Origin of the sequence: Albimonas donghaensis, from assembly GCF_900106695.1 — a bacterium.
In the GTDB taxonomy this organism is placed as follows: Bacteria; Pseudomonadota; Alphaproteobacteria; order Rhodobacterales; family Rhodobacteraceae; genus Albimonas; species Albimonas donghaensis.
The window spans coordinates 142,776-158,759 of sequence record NZ_FNMZ01000002.1; the positions used below are offsets into that span (position 1 = coordinate 142,776).

A 15,984-nucleotide genomic window follows, 5' to 3' on the forward strand; every position below is an offset into this window, starting at 1 on the left:
TGTCCGACGGGCCCTTGCGCTCGCGTCGTGGCGCGGGACGCTATCCGGCCGCATGCGAACGGTCAACTGCGCGGTCAAATCCGGGACCGCCCGGGCGCGGGACGTTTCACCACATGATGAGCAGCAGCCCCAGCCAGCCCACCGCCAGCGGATAGGCCAGCGCCGAATAGCCCAGGTTCCACCGCCAGGTGATGTCGGCGGGCGAAAGCCCGGTGACCCGGCCCAGCACCAGCGCGGCGGCCGCGAAGGGCGAGCAGGTGAGCGCCAGCGCCCAGCCCGCGCCCATGGCCAGGATCAGCAGGGCGGGATCGGCGGGCATGGCGCCCGAGGCCCCCAGCGCGTTGCCGACGAAGACCACGAAGACGATGGGCGTGATCGCCGCCTGCACCACCAGGCAGATGCCCAGCGGCAGCAGCGCCAGCAGCAGCAGGGTGGGGAGGCTGTCGGTCCAGGCCGCCACCGCGTCGGGCGGCAGCAGGGCCGCGAGCATGGCCCCCATGTAGCCCGCGACCGCGAGCGTGATCGCCTCGGGCGCCGAGGCGGGGATCGACCGGCCGAGGATCGCCGCGCCGCGCCGCGCGGTGACGGCGAGCGCCGCGCGGGGGGCGGCGCGGGGCCCGCCTCGTCCGCCCAGGGCCTGCGAGAACATCCAGCCCAGGGTCAGCAGCGGCGCGCCCAGCATCAGCGCGGGCACCATCGCCACGCCGGCGAGCGCGGAGATCGCCGCCGCGATCCCGACCAGCGCCAGGGCGATGAAACCCACGTCCAGCAGCGCCGCCCGCGGGATCGGCGGCGGGTCCGGACGGCGCTGGCCGGCGACGGCGCGGGCGGCCTCGGCCCGGCGCTGCACGCCGGCCCAGCGGATCCGGTCCTCGACATAGCCGGCCACGCCCAGCACCGCCGCCAGCCCCAGCCCGCCGCCGATCACCCGCCAGGGATCGGCGCCCGGGAACAGGTTGGCCAGCATCGCCTGGGTGACCGTGGTCGGGGCCCAGAGGATCGCGGTGGCGAAGCCGCGCAGCAGGGCGGAGAATTGCCGCCGCTCCTTGATCGCGGAGATGTCGGGCGGCTCTCCGGCGTCGCGGCCCGCCTGCACGCCGGCCTGGATCAGCGGCGCCAGCAGGTTCAGCGCGCCGACGTTCAGCAGCACCGCCATCACGTGCCCGCCCGAGCCGAGCGCGCCGTAGCGCCGTCCCGGCGGCTGCCGGGTCAGCCAGCGCCCCGACGCGGCCACGGAGCCCGAGGTCGCCGCCGCGTCGCGCAGCACGCCGATCAGAAGCATGAAGGCGGCGAGAAAGGCGGCGCGGTCCAGCGCATCCCAGATCACGGCGCCCGGGCGATCGCCGCTCGCCACCTCCGCCACGGTCAGCGCGATGGCGACGGCGAGCAGCAGCCGCTCCCGCATCTTCAGCAGTCCCCGGCCCAGCACGCAGAAGGCCAGCAACGCCGCGATGGCCGCCGAGGCCGCCCATTCCGCGCCGCTGAACGCCCGGACCAGCGCGCCGGCCGAGACGGCGAGCAGAAGCGCGGAGACCGCCCGGTCGAGCAGGCCCGGCGGCGGGGCCCCCGGCGCCGCGGAGGCCGCCAGCGACGGATTCGGCGCGGGGGGGCCGGAAGCGGGGGGGTCCGAAGCGGGGGGGTCCGACGCGGGGGGCGTGGAGGACGCGGAAGCGGAGGGGCCGGAAGAAGACGGCGCGTCGGCCCCGCTCATGCCGCCCCCACCCCCATCCCGGAGGGCCCCATCCCGGACGGGCCCGACCTGGACAGACGCGTTGCGTGCGGGCGCGATCCGCCGGCGCGCAACGCCCATGATCGCGTTGCGAAGCGGCCCTCGGTCCGGGCGGAACGGGTCGGGGAGCGAAGCGCGCGGCGGCGCGGAAACTGGCGCATGTCGGCGCGATCTTTGCGCGCCGCCATCCGCGCTTGCAAGCCGGGGCCCGCGCCTCCGCCGCCGCGCCGTTCGAAATCAGCGCCCTGATCAAATGATTGACGAACTTCGTCCCGACAGGCGGAACACCAACTGGACAATTCATCCGCGCGCAATGCAGTATGCCGCCGAACCATCCGGGGCGTCGCAAACCCGCGGATGGGCTTCGGGCCCGGCGACGCGCGCGGGCCCCCTGGGAGGAGACACGCATGAACCGTTTCGCTAAGGCCGCAGTCGCGGCCGTGGTCGCTTTCGCCGCCGCCGGCTCCGCCGCGCAGGCCGCCGACCGCATCACCGCCTCGCTCTGGGTCGGGCCCAAGCACCCGGTCACGGTCGGGGGCTACGACCCGATGATCAAGGCGCTCGAGGATTCGGGCGACTGGAACGTCAAGTATTTCCAGGGCGGCGCCCTGCTCGGCGCCAAGCCGACCCTGTCGGGCCTGCGCGACGGCATCGCCGACGTGGGCATGATGGCCATGACCTACTTCCCGGCCGAGTTCCCCCGCGCCCAGGTCGTCGCCGACATGGGTCTGTCGACCCCCTCGGCGCTGGTCGCCATGTTCATGGCCTCCGAGTTCAACCTGCTGCACTGCCAGCCCTGCCTGGACGAGTATCTCGCGCAGGACATCGTCTACACCGGCACCTACTCGACCTCGCCCTACACGCTGATCTCCAAGGAGCCGATCCGCTCCACCGCCGATCTGGCGGGCAAGAAGATGCGCGTCCCGGGCTCGCTGTGGTCGCGCTGGGCGGCCAAGGTCGGCGGCATCGAGGTGAACGTGCCGTCTTCGGAGATGTATGAGGGGCTCGACAAGGGCGCGCTCGACATCGCCATCCAGGCGCCGGGCGCGATGCGCTCCTACTCGCTGTGGGACACGGCCAAGTACAACACCGTGCTGAACCTGGGCACCTATCACTCGCTGTCGCTGCTGTCGTTCAACCAGCGCTTCTGGCAGGATCAGGACGAGGCCGCGCGCAAGATGTTCCTTGAGCAGGCCGCCCGCGCCGGCGTCCAGGCCACCATGCTCTACACCCAGGCCGACGAGGAAGTGCTCGCCGCCGCCGCCGAGCATGGCGTGGAGATCATCCAGCCCTCCGACGAGATGAAGGCCGACAAGGCCGCCTTCGTCGAAGGCGACACGCCGATGATCGTGTCCGAGGCCAAGGACAAGTACGGCATCGACGACGCGCAGGCGATGGTCGACACCCTCAACGGCCTGATCGAGAAGTGGACCGCCATCGTCGACGAGATCGGCGAGGACGACCAGGACGCGCTGGTCGCCCGCTTCATGGAAGAGGTCTACAACAAGCTGCCCGCCGATTACGGGCTCTGATCCCGCATCCCTTCGGGGATCGGCATGGCGCGGCGCCCCTGACCGGGGGCGCCGCGTTTTTCGTTTTCGGGGGGCGGCGGCGGGCTCAGCCGAAAGCGTCGGCGATGGCTTCGCCCGCGGCGTGGCCCGAGGCCCAGGCCCACTGGAAATTGTAGCCGCCCAGCCAGCCGGTGACGTCCACCGCCTCGCCGATCACATGCAGGCCGGGGACCTTGCGGGCCTCCATCGTGCGGGCGTCGAGCGCGGAGGTCGCGACGCCGCCCAGCATCACCTCGGCGGTGCGCCAGCCCTCGGTGCCCACCGGCTTCAGGGTCCAGGCGCGCAGCCCTTCGCCGAAGGCCCGCAGCGCCTTGTCGGGCATGTCGGCGAGGTTGCCGGTCAGGCCCGAGCCATCGGCCAGCGCCTGCGCGAGCCGGCGGGGAAGCTGCTCGGCCAGCGCCGTGGCCAGCGCGCGTTTCGGGCCGGCGCGCTTGGCGGCGACCAGCGCCTCTCCGGGCGCGCCATGGGGGGCGAGATCGACGGAGATCGCCTCCCCCTCCCGCCAGTAGGAGGACGCCTGCAGGATCGCCGGGCCCGACAGGCCGCGATGGGTGAACAGCAGCGCCTCCTCGAACCGCGCCCGCCCGGCGGAGACCGCCGCGGGGGCCGCGACGCCGGCCAGCGGGCGCAGGGTCTCCAGCGATTCGGGGCCGAAGGTCAGGGGGACGAGGCCGGGGCGGGTCTCGGCGATGGGCAGGCCGAGGCTCTCGGCCAGGTTCAGCGCGAAGCCGGTGGCGCCCATCTTGGGGATCGACTTGCCGCCGGTGGCGAGCACGAGGCGCGGGGCCTCGGCGGTCGTGCCGTCCGACAGCCGCACGCGCCAGCCCTCCGGGCCGTGGGCGATGTCCTCGGCGGCGGTGGAGAGCCGCAGTTCGACGCCGGCGCGGGCCATCTCCTCGGTCAGCATGGCCACGATCTCGCGCGCCGAGCCGTCGCAGAAAAGCTGGCCCAGGGTCTTCTCGTGCCAGGCGATGCGGTGGCGGGCGACGAGCGCGAGGAAGTCGGCGGGCGTGTAGCGGCCCAGCGCCGACTTGGCGAAATGGCGATTGCCCGAGAGGTAGCGGGTCGCGTCGCCGCCGGAGAGGTTGGTGAAGTTGCAGCGTCCGCCGCCGGAGATGCGGATCTTCTCCCCCGGCGCGTCGGCATGGTCGATGACCAGCGCGGGCGCGCCGCGGGCGGCGGCGGTCGCGGCGCACATCATGCCCGCGGCGCCGGCGCCGAGGACGATGACGTGAAAGGCGTGCGCGGCGGGCATGACGGCGATTCCGGAATGGCGGGGCGGAGACGGGTTCGCACCACGGTTCGCGCCCGGAGGCAAGCGCGCCGACGGGATGGCCGCGCCGGGCGCGTTTCGGCGCGGCGGCGCGAGGGGCGCTCGCCCGCGAAATTCAGTTGGGTGCGATATACGGTTGCGTCATCCTTTCGCCCCAAGTATTAACCAAGTGAATGACCGTTCAAGCTCACATAGAGGGTCTGTCGGACCAGGACCGCGCCGCGCTGCGAAAGCTGCTTGCGGCGGTCGGCGTGATCCGTGCGCAGGACCCGGAGATGCCGCTACAGCAGGTGGCGCTGTTCCTGGAGATCGCGATCCAGGAGGGGCAGTCGCTCAACGAGCTTCAGCATCGGATCGGCATGGCCAATTCGTCAACCTCCCGTGGCGTCAGCTCGTTGTCGACGCGGGTGGTGCAGGGGCGCGAGGGGCTGGGGCTGGTCAGCAACGACCCGGACCCGAACGAGCGGCGCCGCAACCTGCATAACCTTACGCCGAAAGGCGAATGGCTGGCCCGGCGTTGCGCCGATGCGGTCTGCGAAGCGCGCATCGCCGCCGAGTGACCGACCCCTTCGGGGGGTATTCCGACATCGTGGACAGGCCTGAACGCGGCGGGCGGTTTCGCGCCGCGCGCGCCTGCCGCGCAGGCCCTCCCCGCCCCATGACCTTCACCCGAAATGCTCCGCGCAACGCGCTCGCGCAGGGGGGCGGCTATCGCCGGACGGTGGGGCGAATCGGGATGCCGGCCAGGCGCCGGCGGCTCGTCGATGCGAATGCGCGGGGGGGCGTGAGGCGGGCGTGAGGCGGGATCGCGGCCTGTCCCCGCCGCCCAAACATGGCGGAAACGCGGCGCAAATTCGGCCGCCGCAGGACCAGCGCCGGGGACGGAGAGGCTGTCGCGATCGGGAAGCGGGGGCGCGGATCCAGGCGGCCCGCCCCTTCATCGGGACGGCGGCCGCGGCGCGCCGCGAGGATCTTCAGATCCGGATGTTCAGCCCGGACGCGGCCGCCGCATCCGCCTCTTCGGGCGACGCGCCTTCGCGGATCGCGCGGCTCTGGGAACTGATCGCGGCCAGGGCTTCCTGCAGCTTGGCCTGGGCGATGGCCGCGACCCGACGGTCGGCGGCGGAGGGGTCCGGCGGCGCGAGGGCCGCGTCGCTCACCACCCGCATCTTGTAGACGGTGGCCTGGGGGTCGCCCTTCACCTCGGTCACGTCGATCGGCACGAAGCCGCCGATGACGTAGCGGCGCCCGTCCGGGCCCATCTGGTACATGTAGACCGGCGGCCCGGCCCAAGGCCGTCCGGCGATGACATGCGCCATTTCGTGGGCCCGCACATCCCGGTCGCGGTCGGCCATGCGGTCCACGGCGTCGCGCTCGGCGTCCGAGAGCCCGCCGGCGGGCGTTTCATTTTCGGGGGGAGGCGTTTCCACCGGGTCGTCGCCGGCTTCGAGCGTCGCCCGGGCGAGCCGGGCCGCGAGCGATTCGTCGTTCTTAATCGCGCCCTTCGGGCCTGCGCCGCTTTCGCGGGCGAGCGCTTCAAGCGCTGCGTTGTCCGTATCCGAGGCCGTCTGACGCGGCGGCGCGGCAGCCTCGGGCGCTTCCGTCAGGCGGAGCGCGGCGCCCGGAGGCTCCACCCTGCGGGGGGCGGAGGCGGGGGCGTATGTGGAGAGAGTTCCCAACATCGTCTTGACCTCGGCGGGACGGGGATCGCCCGAACATTCGCACTTTCTCAAGGCCGGGTTTCGAAATCGTTAAAGCCGCGACGCCATCCGCCGGCGCACACGATTCGCCCCCTGCCCGCAGGTCGCGCCGACAGGAGGATCAGTCGCCTTGTGTGAAAAATCGATTGCGTCAAAGAAAACGGGGGGGACCGGACAAGTCCCCCCCGTTCAGGCGCAGCGGTTCAGGCTTCTGCTTTTCTGCTCGTGGTTTCGCCTGCGGCCTGTTCGTTAACGTCCGGCGAAGGGGGTCAGGAGCACCCCGAGGTCCCGCCGCACGTGTTGCATTTCAGGCAGGTGCCGTTGCGCACCAGCGTGAAGTTCCCGCATTCCCCGCAGGGATCGCCCTCATAGCCCTGCATCTTGGCCTTGGCGCGGTCGTCGAACGGGACCGCCGCCGAAGCCGTCGCGGCCTCCACCAGGGTCGCGGTTTCGCCCGCCGTCTCCAGCGCCGCGACGGAGGCGGTGGCCTCGACCGCAGGGGACGCGCCGCCGCCGCGGACCACGAACAGCTCCTGCGGGACCCGCTTGCGGATGTAGCCGGGCGAGGTCATCTCGCGCAGCATCGCCACGGCCTGCTCGGCGACGGTCGCCTCGGCCTCGACGAAGTTGCGCTTGCCCTCCTGGTCGCCGCGCCCGACTTCGTCGAAGCGCACGCCGTCCGGCTGCACATGGGCGAGATCGGTGCGGTCGAGATAGGACACCGCCAGCTCGCGGAAGATGTAGTCCAGGATCGAGGTCGCGTTCTTGATCGAGTCGTTGCCCTGCACCAGGCCCGCGGGTTCGAAGCGGGTGAAGGTGAAGGCCTCCACGAACTCCTCCAGCGGCACGCCGTATTGCAGGCCCACCGACACCGCGATGGCGAAGTTGTTCATCATGGCGCGGAAGGCGGCGCCTTCCTTGTGCATGTCGATGAAGATCTCGCCCAGGCGGCCGTCCTTGTATTCGCCGGTGCGCAGATAGACCTTGTGGCCGCCGACGATGGCCTTCTGGGTGTAGCCCTTGCGCCGCTCGGGCAGCTTGTCGCGACCGCGGGCGATCTCCTTCACGATGACCTTTTCGACGATCTTCTCGGCGATCATCGAGGCGCGGGCCGCCATCGGGGCCTCGGCCAGCTCCTCCTCGAAGTCGTCGTCGTCGTCGATCAGCGCGGCGGACAGCGGCTGCGACAGTTTGGAGCCGTCGCGGTAGAGCGCGTTGGCCTTCACGCCCAGCGACCAGGACAGCTCATAGGCTTCGAGGCAATCGGCGATGCTCGCGTCATTGGGCATGTTCACGGTCTTGGAGATCGCGCCCGAAATGAAGCTCTGCGCCGCGGCCATCATGCGGATGTGGCTTTCCACCGAGAGATAGCGCTTGCCGATCTTGCCGCAGGGATTGGCGCAATCGAAGACCGAAAGATGCTCGTCCAGCAGGCCCGGCGCGCCTTCCAGCGTCATGGTCCCGCAGACATGGTTGTTGGCGGCGTCGATATCGGCCTTGGAGAAGCCGAGATGGCGCAGCATGGAGAAGGACGGATCGTTCAGCTTGGCCTCGGGGATGCCCAGCGTGTCGCGGCAGAACTCCAGCCCCAGGGTGAACTGGTTGAAGGCGAAGGAGATGTCGAAGGCGGTCTCGGTCGCGGCCTCCAGCAGCTCCACCTGCTCGGGGCCGAAGCCCTTGGCGACCAGCTTCTGAAGCGACACGCCCGGCGCGTCGGCCAGCGTGCCGGAGCCCACGGCGTAGCGGATGATGCGGTCGACGGAGACCTCGTCGTAGCCCAGCGTCTCCAGCGCGGCGGGAACCGACTGGTTGATGATCTTGAAGTAGCCGCCGCCGGCCAGCTTCTTGAACTTCACCAGCGCGAAGTCGGGCTCGATGCCGGTGGTGTCGCAGTCCATGACCAGGCCGATGGTGCCGGTGGGCGCGATGACGGTGGCCTGGGCGTTGCGGAAGCCGTGGGCCTCGCCCAGCCGCAGGGCCTCGTCCCAGGCGACGCGGGCGCGGACCACCAGCTCGGAGTCCGGGCAGTTGTCGGCGTCCAGCGGCACCGGCGTGACGGCCAGGCCCTCATAGCCCTCGGTCTCGCTCATCGCGGCGCGGCGGTGGTTGCGGATCACCCGCAGCATGTCCTTGGCGTTGGACTTGTAGCCCGGGAACGGCCCCACTTCCGCGGCCATCTCGGCCGAGGTGGCGTAGGACACGCCGGTCATGATCGCGGTCAGGGCGGCGCCCATGGCGCGCCCGTCGGCGGAGTCGTAGCCGAGGCCCATGTTCATCAGCAGCCCGCCGATATTGGCGTAGCCGAGACCCAGCGTGCGGTACTTGTAGGACCGGCGCGCGATCTCCTCCGACGGGAACTGCGCCATCAGCACGGAGATTTCCAGCGTGACGGTCCACAGCCGGGTCGCGTGCTCATAGGCGGCGACGTCGAAACCCTCGGCGTCGAGGAAGGTCAGCAGGTTCATCGAGGCCAGGTTGCAGGCCGTATCGTCGAGGAACATGTATTCCGAGCACGGGTTCGACGCGCGGATCGGCCCGTCCGCCGGGCAGGTGTGCCAGGCGTTGATAGTGTCGTGATACTGCACGCCCGGATCGGCGCAGGCCCAGGCGGCGTGACCGATCTGGTCCCACAGCTCGCGCGCCTTGACGGTGCGGGCGACGGAGCCGTCGGTGCGGCGCACCAGCTCCCAGTCCGCATCCTCGCGGGCGGCCTTCAGGAAGGCGTCGGTGACGCGGACCGAGTTGTTGGAGTTCTGGCCGGAGACGGTCAGGTAGGCCTCGGAGTCCCAGTCGGTGTCATAGGTCGGGAACTCGATCGAGCCATAGCCCTGCGCCGCGTATTCCAGCACGCGCTTGGTGTAGGTCTCGGGGATCATGGCGCGGCGGGCGGACTTGATCGCGGCCTTCAGCGCGGCGTTCTTCTTGGGATCGAAGGCGTCGCCCTCGGCCCCGTCCCAGACGCGGATCGCCTCGAAGATCTCGTTGAGCTTCTTCTCATGCACCTTGGAGCCGGCGACGAGGGAGGCGACCTTCTGCTCCTCGCGGACCTTCCAGTTGATGAAGGCCTCGATATCGGGGTGATCCATGTCGCAGATCACCATCTTGGCGGCGCGGCGCGTGGTGCCGCCCGACTTGATGGCGCCGGCGGCGCGGTCGCCGATCTTGAGGAAGGACATCAGGCCCGACGACTTGCCGCCGCCGCCCAGCGGCTCGTTCTCGGCGCGCACGGAGGAGAAGTTGGTGCCGGTGCCCGACCCGTATTTGAACAGGCGCGCCTCGCGGGTCCACAGGTCCATGATGCCCCCGTCGTTCACCAGGTCGTCCGAGACGCTCTGGATGAAGCAGGCATGGGGCTGCGGGTGCTCATAGGCCGACTTGGACTTGACCAGCTTGCCGGTCTGGAAATCGACGTAGAAGTGGCCCTGGCTGGGGCCGTCGATGCCATAGGCCCAGTGCAGGCCGGTGTTGAACCACTGCGGGGAGTTCGGCGCCGCCATCTGGGCGCAGAGCATGTGGCGCATTTCGTCGTAATAGGCCTGGGCGTCGGCCTCGGAGGAGAAATAGCCGCCCTTCCAGCCCCAGTAGGCCCAGGCGCCGGCGAGCCGGTCGAAGACCTGCTGGGCCTTCATCTCGCCGCCGAAGCGCTCGGATTCGGGCAGCTTGGCCAGCGCCGCGTCATCGGGGACCGAGCGCCACAGGAACTCGGGCACGCCCTCTTCCTTCACCTTCTTCAGGCGGGCCGGAACGCCGGCCTTGCGGAAGTATTTCTGGGCGAGGACGTCGGAGGCCACCTGGCTCCAGTCCGCGGGCACGTCGATGCCCTTGAGCGAGAACACCACGGTCCCGTTGGGATTGCGGATCTCGGACGTGGCCTTGCGGAAGTCGAACGCCTCGTAGGGGGAGGCGCCGTCCTGGGTGAAGCGGCGTTCGATTTTCATGGCGAGTCCCTTATCCGCCCTTGCCGTGGGCGTGTTCGCAATTGTCCCGAGGGCGTCGCGTGCGTCGCGCCGTCCCAAAAGGAGCGCCCGTGCGCCGGACGTCTCCATCGATCTGGTGTGCGGTGGTGGGGCGGACCCCGGTGGCGGCGGCGAACACCACATGTGGTGTGGGCCGGTGCTGGTGGGCCCATGATTAGGAAGACCCCTCCTCCAGCGCAACAGATTTTTTGCCAGTTTTGACTAGATTTTGTGATTGACCGTCGTCGGATCACTAGCCCTAGGGGCGCCGTTAACCGAACGAATTAGCAACATTTACCAATTGGCAAGAGTCGTTGACGAAAACCAAGTCGGGGAACATTATGCGAACATCAAGGAGGCGCCGCAAGTGCAGACCGACCCGACCCGTCCCCCCGCCCCGCCCGACGCCCCCGACGCGCCCCCGCCGGAGGGCACGGCGCCGGGATTCGTTCTGGCCCGCGGCGTGTGCCGCGGCCTGATCGACCTGGGCTTCGCGCCGATCTGCGAATTCGTCCCGGCCCGGGGACTGCGGGCGGACGTGTTCGCCCTCGGCCCCAAGGGCGAGATCTGGATCGTGGAATGCAAGTCGGGTCTGCCCGACTTCCGCTCGGACCGGAAATGGCCGGGCTATCTCGACTGGTGCGAGCGGTTCTTCTTCGCGGTGGACGGGGCCTTCCCGGCCGAGGTCCTGCCCGAAGACCAGGGCCTGATGCGCGCCGACGGATTCGGAGCCGAGATCCTGCGCAGCCCGGCGCCCCGCCCCATGGCCGCCGCGCGGCGCAAGGCGATGACCCTGAAGGCCGCGCGGGTCGGGGCGATGCGCCTGCGCGCGGCGCTCGACCCGGGGCTCTCGGCGCTGTCGGGGGTTTGAGCCCTCAGGCGGCCCGGCGCCGGACGACGCCCAGCGCGCCCAGACCGGCCAGCAGCAGCAGCGCCGGCGCCGGCAGCGGCACGGCGGAGACCGAGACGCTGCTCAGATCGCCGCCGAAGGTGGAGTCGCTGTTGGAGAAACTGCGGATCTCGCCGGCCATGTCAGCCAGCGAACCGACCACCATCGACCCGCGCGTCCCCCCGCTCGGAGAGGAGAAATCGGCCAGCGGCGCCAGCAGCGACGTGTTGAACGCCTGGCTTCCGAACACGAGGCTCGTGGCGGCGTGGAAGTTGAACAGCACCGACTCGGCGTCCGTGTTCACCTTGGCGCTGACATTGGCCGGCGCGGTCTCGACGTTGATCACCAGCGTGACGCCCGCATCCACATTGAAGTTCATCAACCCGTTCGAGCTGAGAATGGAATTGGCGTCGACCGCACTGAGGTTCAGAATCGCCAGCCCGTCGGCGTCGCCCGCGCCGGACGTGAAGGTCCAGCTGTTCATGTCGCCGGAGAAGGCCGCCCCCGCCGTGCCGGCCATGCCGCCCAGCGTCGAGGAAAGCCCGGTGAACAGATTCGCCATGTCGGTGACCGGCACGCCGCCGGGAACGTCCGCGCCGACGCCTTCGGAAGTCGGCAGACCGGAGCTGTTGGCGCCGGTGATGCTGCCCCCGACCACGATCGAGCCGCTCCCGCCGCTCTGCACGCTGCCCACGATGTCGTTGCCCACGACCAGGGAGCCCGTGACATCGCCCACGGCCACGTCGGGACTGCCGTCGCTGTTGGCGTAAAAGCCGGTGGCCGTCATGTCGCCGCCGACATAGGCGCGGCCTTCGATATGATTGACGCCTGTGACGTCCGCGTCGCCGAGCGAGATCAACGCGAACCGGCTCATCAGCGTGGTGGCGTCGAGACCGGCGGCCGAGAGCGGCGAGGTCGACAGGAGGAACCCTGCCGCGGCCGCCTGCGCGACACGTGAACTTCTGAAACGCATACCACTCCCCAAGGGCCGCGCAACGCTGACGTCAGCGCCCGATAGGCCACCGTAGATCAGCGCCCCCGAACGGACTCGCAGGGAAACGCCATATCTCCACCAGAGGTGTATTGCGAATCAACGCATAGAGACAATCGATTTTTACGTAGAGGTCACCCTGCGGCGCGTCTGGTCCGCAGCGTCGCCCCGGCCGCATCACCCCATCAGCGACGGCGCGCCCGGCTCAGCGGCCGGGACGCCCCTTGGGTCCGCGGCCGCCGGCCGGCCCGCCCTTGCCCTTCGGCGCGCCGCCCTTGCGGGCCTGGCCCTGGACCGCGCGGGCGCGCTCGGCGGCGCCGCGCAGCTCCTCCGCGATCTCCTCGGCCTCTTCGGGATCGAAATCGATCGGCAGGCCGAATCCGTCGCCCTCGACGAAAATGCGGACCATGCCCTCGGTCGTCGGGCCGATCTGGATCGAGGCCGCGACGTCGCTTTCCGAGTTGATGTCCGCCATGCTCCGTCCTCCGGCGCGGGATGCGCAAGGCGCGCGTTCGCGCCGTTTCCGCGCCGTCGCTACTCCGAGCCGCAAAGAAGCGCAAGGTCGCGCTTGCATCCCCGCGCCCGTGGCGCTAAGCAGCGCCCCGCGTGCCGACGTAGCTCAGTTGGTTAGAGTACTAGATTGTGGATCTAGGGGTCCCCCGTTCGAGCCGGGGCGTCGGTACCACCCTCCCTTCCGCACGCAGACCGCGAAACCGCGACCCGGAAACGGATCGCGGGCGCGGCGCATGGGGGAGGCGGCCTCAGCGGCCCGCCCCCGGCGTTCCCCTCAGCGGCCCGCCAGTTTCTCCACCACGAAATCGACGAAGGCGCGGATCCGCGCGGGCGTCGTGGCGCCGATGACGAAAACCACGTGGAAGGGCTCGCGGTCCTCGGCGTCGTGATCCGCCAGCAGCTCCACCAGCCGGCCGGCCTCCAGATCCTCGGCCAGCATGAAGCGCCCGAGCCGCACGACGCCCAGTCCGTCGCGGGCGAGCTGCGCCAGCGTCGCGCCGCTGTTGGCCTCGACATTGCCGCGGACCGGAACCCGGAACAGCGTCCCGTCCCGCCGGAACGGCCAGCCCGCGCCCGGCGCGTCGCGGTTGTAGCGCAGGCAGTTGTGGTCGAGCAGCGCCTCCGGCGTCCGCGGAACCCCGGCGCGGGCGAGATAGGCGGGCGAGGCCGCCACGCAGCGTCCCGTGTCCCCCAGCCGCCGCGCGGTCAGCCCGCTGTCGGGCAGCGGGCCGACCCGGATCGCCACATCCGCCTGCCCGCCCGCCAGGTCGACGATGGCGTCGCCCAGGTTGAGATCGAGCGAGACGCCCGGATAGCGCTCCAGGAATTCGGGCAGCAGCGGCAGGATGCGCGCCCGCCCCAACGCGATCGAGGCCGACACCCGCAGCTTGCCCCGCGGGGCCGCGCGGTCGGCGACGCGGCGCTCGGTCTCCTCCAGGTCGGCGAGGATGCGCAGGGCGGCGCGGTGATAGGCCTCGCCCTCCGCCGTCAGGGTCATGGCGCGGGTGGTGCGCAGCAGCAGGCGCACGCCGAGCCGCGCCTCCAGCCGCGCCACCGCCCGGCTGACGCCCGAGGGGCTGGCGCCCAGCGCGCGCCCGGCGGCGGAGAAGCCGCCCTGCGCCACCACTTCCGCGAAAATCCGCATCTCGCCCATGCGGTCGGCGCCGATCCGCTCCATCGTTCCGCTCCCGGTTTCGGCGCGCCCGATGCCCGCGCCGCGATCCCTGCGCCCTGATCTTTGCCTTGGAGTCAAAGAAGCCGCGCATCTTCCCCGTCTAATCGCTCGGCCGGCCCCGGTCTATGTCCGCTCCCTGTCTCTCACCCTCCGCTTCAAGGAGCGCATATGCGATCCGATCTCGCCATCCTTTCGCTCGCCGTCGGCGCCTTCGGCATCGGCGTCACCGAATTCTCCCCCATGGGCATGCTGCCCGCCATCGCCGAGGGGGTGGACGCCTCCATCCCCCGCGCCGGCCAGTTGATCACCGGCTATGCGGCGGGCGTCATGATCGGGGCGCCGCTGATGACGCTCAGCACCACGCGGATGCCGCGCAACCTGCTGCTGGTCGGGCTGATGGGGATCTTCACGCTGGGCAACCTGCTGTCGGCGCTGGCCCCGGATTTCGCCACGCTGCTGGGGGCGCGGGTGCTGACCTCGCTGAACCACGGGGCGTTCTTCGGCGTCGGCTCGGTGGTGGCGGCGGGGATCGCGGCGCCCGGAAGACAGGCGAGCGCGGTGGCCGCGATGTTCACCGGCCTGTCGCTGGCCAATGTCATCGGCGTGCCGGCGGCGGCCTGGGCGGGGGCCGAGATCGGCTGGCGCTGGGTGTTCCTCGCCATCGCCCTGATCGGGGTGGCGGCCATGGTCTCGCTGGCGCTGGCCCTGCCCCGCGGCCGGGTGACGGAGGTGGTGAACATGCGCGCCGAGCTGTCGGCCCTGCGCCGGCCGGCGGTGCTGGCGGCGCTGGGGGTCACGGCGCTTCAGGCCTCGGCGATGTTCGTGGTGCTCACCTATTTCGCGCCGCTGCTGATCGCGGAGGCGGGGGCGAGCCCGGAATTCGTCTCGGCGATGCTGGTGGTGTTCGGAGTCGGTCTGACCTTCGGCAACTGGGTCGGGGGACGGGCGGGCGACCGTTCGGCGGACCGGGCGGTGGCGGCGGCGCTGGTCGCGCTGATCGCGATGCTGCTGATCCTGCCCCTGACGCTGGGCTGGGCGCCGGCGGCGGCGGTCGCGACCTTCCTGTGGGGGGCGGTGACCTTCGCGCTGGTCTCGCCCCTGCAGATCCGGGTGATGGGGGCGGCGCAGGGGGCGCCGAACCTCGCGGCCTCGATGAATATCGGGGCGTTCAACCTGGGCAACGCCATCGGGGCCGGGGTCGGCGGCGCGGTGCTGGCGCTCGGCTTCGGCTACGCGGCCCTGCCGGCGGTGGGCGCGGTGCTCGCCGCCGCCGCGCTGGCGCTGCTGCTGGGGTCGCGGCGCTGGATCGCCGCGGCGCCCGTCGGCGCCCCCGTGAACGTCCCCGTGAACGCCCCCGCAGAGGCGCCCGCTCCCCGCGCCGCCTGAGGCGCGGGAGGCGGGCGGGGGGGGCGGGAAAGCGCCCCCCTCAGCCGCCTTCGTAAATCCGCTGGGTCTCGCGCAGCGCCTTGTCGAGGGTCTCGCCCTCCGGGTAATGCGCAAGCTCCGGCGGCCGGGCCACGCCGGCGGGGACATGGGGGCTGGTCTCGACCGCGCCGATCACCGTGCGCACGGGGATCACGCCGGCCCAGATCGGCAGGGCGAGGTCCTCGGGCTCGTCCCCCACCCCCGCCGCGCGGACCTTGGCCGAGGCCTGGTCGATCCGCATCCCGATCACCGTCGTCGCCTTCGCCTCCTGCGCCGTGTTGGGCTTCACCCGCCCCGAGCGGCCGGGCAGGAAGCGGTCGATGACGGCGGCGAGCGCCTGCGCCTTCTCCGCCGGGTCATCCACGATGCGGGCGGTCCCGAAGCACATCGCCGCCCGGTAATTGGCCGAGTGGTTGAGCCCGCGCCGCGCCAGCACGATCCCGTCCAGATGCGAGACCGTAACGCAGACCGGAACCCCGGCCCGCTGACCGCGCAGCATGCGGCTGGCGGACGAGCCGTGCCAGTAAAGCATCTCGCCCTCGCGCCAGTGCAGGGTCGGGGTGCAATAGGGCTGGCCGTCGAAGACATAGGCGACGTGGCACAGCATCCCGGCGTCGAGCACGGCATGGACGGCGTCGTGGTCGTAGGCCCCGCGCTCATGATGGCGCCTGACCCTGTTGCGGGCGTCGACGGGGTAGGAGAGGGCGGTATCGGACATCTTGTTGCCTTTCGCGGGAGGTTGGTCCACCGGTAGCCGAGGCGA

General features: G+C 71.0%; 12 protein-coding genes and 1 tRNA gene. 5 read left to right on the forward strand and 8 right to left on the reverse strand.

The genetic code is table 11. From position 1 onward, the window contains the following. Positions 1–106: 106 nt before the first annotated feature. Positions 107–1,711, reverse strand: coding sequence for a hypothetical protein (locus tag BLV24_RS06645; RefSeq protein WP_092680399.1), 1,605 nt, complete (start codon positions 1,709–1,711; stop codon positions 107–109). Positions 1,712–2,136: 425 nt separating this feature from the next. Here BLV24_RS06645 and BLV24_RS06650 point away from each other — a divergent pair, with 425 nt between their 5' ends. Further along, on the forward strand, positions 2,137–3,261 hold the full coding sequence (locus tag BLV24_RS06650) for a C4-dicarboxylate TRAP transporter substrate-binding protein (protein WP_176954659.1): 1,125 nt from the start codon (positions 2,137–2,139) through the stop codon (positions 3,259–3,261). An 85-nt stretch (positions 3,262–3,346) separates the two neighbouring features. Here the strand turns inward: BLV24_RS06650 and BLV24_RS06655 are convergent, their stop codons facing one another. Further along, positions 3,347–4,555: a BaiN/RdsA family NAD(P)/FAD-dependent oxidoreductase gene (locus BLV24_RS06655; RefSeq protein ID WP_092680401.1), complete on the reverse strand. Its 1,209-nt coding sequence runs from the start codon at positions 4,553–4,555 to the stop codon at positions 3,347–3,349. A gap of 191 nt (positions 4,556–4,746) precedes the next feature. Between BLV24_RS06655 and BLV24_RS06660 the strand changes: the two genes are divergently transcribed. Further along, on the forward strand, positions 4,747–5,133 hold the full coding sequence (locus BLV24_RS06660) for a winged helix DNA-binding protein (RefSeq protein ID WP_143040241.1): 387 nt from the start codon (positions 4,747–4,749) through the stop codon (positions 5,131–5,133). A gap of 414 nt (positions 5,134–5,547) precedes the next feature. Here BLV24_RS06660 and BLV24_RS22220 read toward each other — a convergent pair whose 3' ends face one another. Then, a complete protein-coding gene (locus tag BLV24_RS22220) occupies positions 5,548–6,003 on the reverse strand; it encodes a putative metalloprotease CJM1_0395 family protein (RefSeq protein WP_218133364.1) in 456 nt (151 codons plus the stop codon). A gap of 539 nt (positions 6,004–6,542) precedes the next feature. Further along, on the reverse strand, positions 6,543–10,211 hold the full coding sequence (locus BLV24_RS06670) for a vitamin B12-dependent ribonucleotide reductase (RefSeq protein ID WP_092680404.1): 3,669 nt from the start codon (positions 10,209–10,211) through the stop codon (positions 6,543–6,545). 385 nt (positions 10,212–10,596) lie between these two features. Between BLV24_RS06670 and BLV24_RS06675 the strand changes: the two genes are divergently transcribed. Then, positions 10,597–11,100 (forward strand): MmcB family DNA repair protein, encoded by a 504-nt coding sequence (locus BLV24_RS06675; protein WP_092680405.1) that lies wholly within the window; start codon positions 10,597–10,599, stop codon positions 11,098–11,100. A gap of 4 nt (positions 11,101–11,104) precedes the next feature. Here BLV24_RS06675 and BLV24_RS06680 read toward each other — a convergent pair whose 3' ends face one another. Continuing rightward, positions 11,105–12,091, reverse strand: coding sequence for a collagen-binding domain-containing protein (locus BLV24_RS06680; RefSeq protein WP_092680406.1), 987 nt, complete (start codon positions 12,089–12,091; stop codon positions 11,105–11,107). A 223-nt stretch (positions 12,092–12,314) separates the two neighbouring features. Continuing rightward, positions 12,315–12,584, reverse strand: coding sequence for a DUF6324 family protein (locus BLV24_RS06685; protein ID WP_092680407.1), 270 nt, complete (start codon positions 12,582–12,584; stop codon positions 12,315–12,317). 133 nt (positions 12,585–12,717) lie between these two features. On the opposite strand from BLV24_RS06685, the gene BLV24_RS06690 reads away from it, so the two are divergent. Continuing rightward, a tRNA-His gene (locus BLV24_RS06690) sits at positions 12,718–12,794 on the forward strand. A gap of 102 nt (positions 12,795–12,896) precedes the next feature. Here BLV24_RS06690 and BLV24_RS06695 read toward each other — a convergent pair. Continuing rightward, entirely contained in the window at positions 12,897–13,799 is a 903-nt protein-coding gene (locus tag BLV24_RS06695; protein WP_092680408.1) for a LysR family transcriptional regulator, read from the reverse strand. Between the two features lie 165 nt (positions 13,800–13,964). Between BLV24_RS06695 and BLV24_RS06700 the strand changes: the two genes are divergently transcribed. Next, positions 13,965–15,182, forward strand: coding sequence for an MFS transporter (locus BLV24_RS06700; protein WP_092680409.1), 1,218 nt, complete (start codon positions 13,965–13,967; stop codon positions 15,180–15,182). A gap of 40 nt (positions 15,183–15,222) precedes the next feature. Here BLV24_RS06700 and BLV24_RS06705 read toward each other — a convergent pair whose 3' ends face one another. After that, positions 15,223–15,939, reverse strand: coding sequence for a pyridoxamine 5'-phosphate oxidase family protein (locus BLV24_RS06705; protein ID WP_092680410.1), 717 nt, complete (start codon positions 15,937–15,939; stop codon positions 15,223–15,225). Positions 15,940–15,984 lie beyond the last annotated feature (45 nt).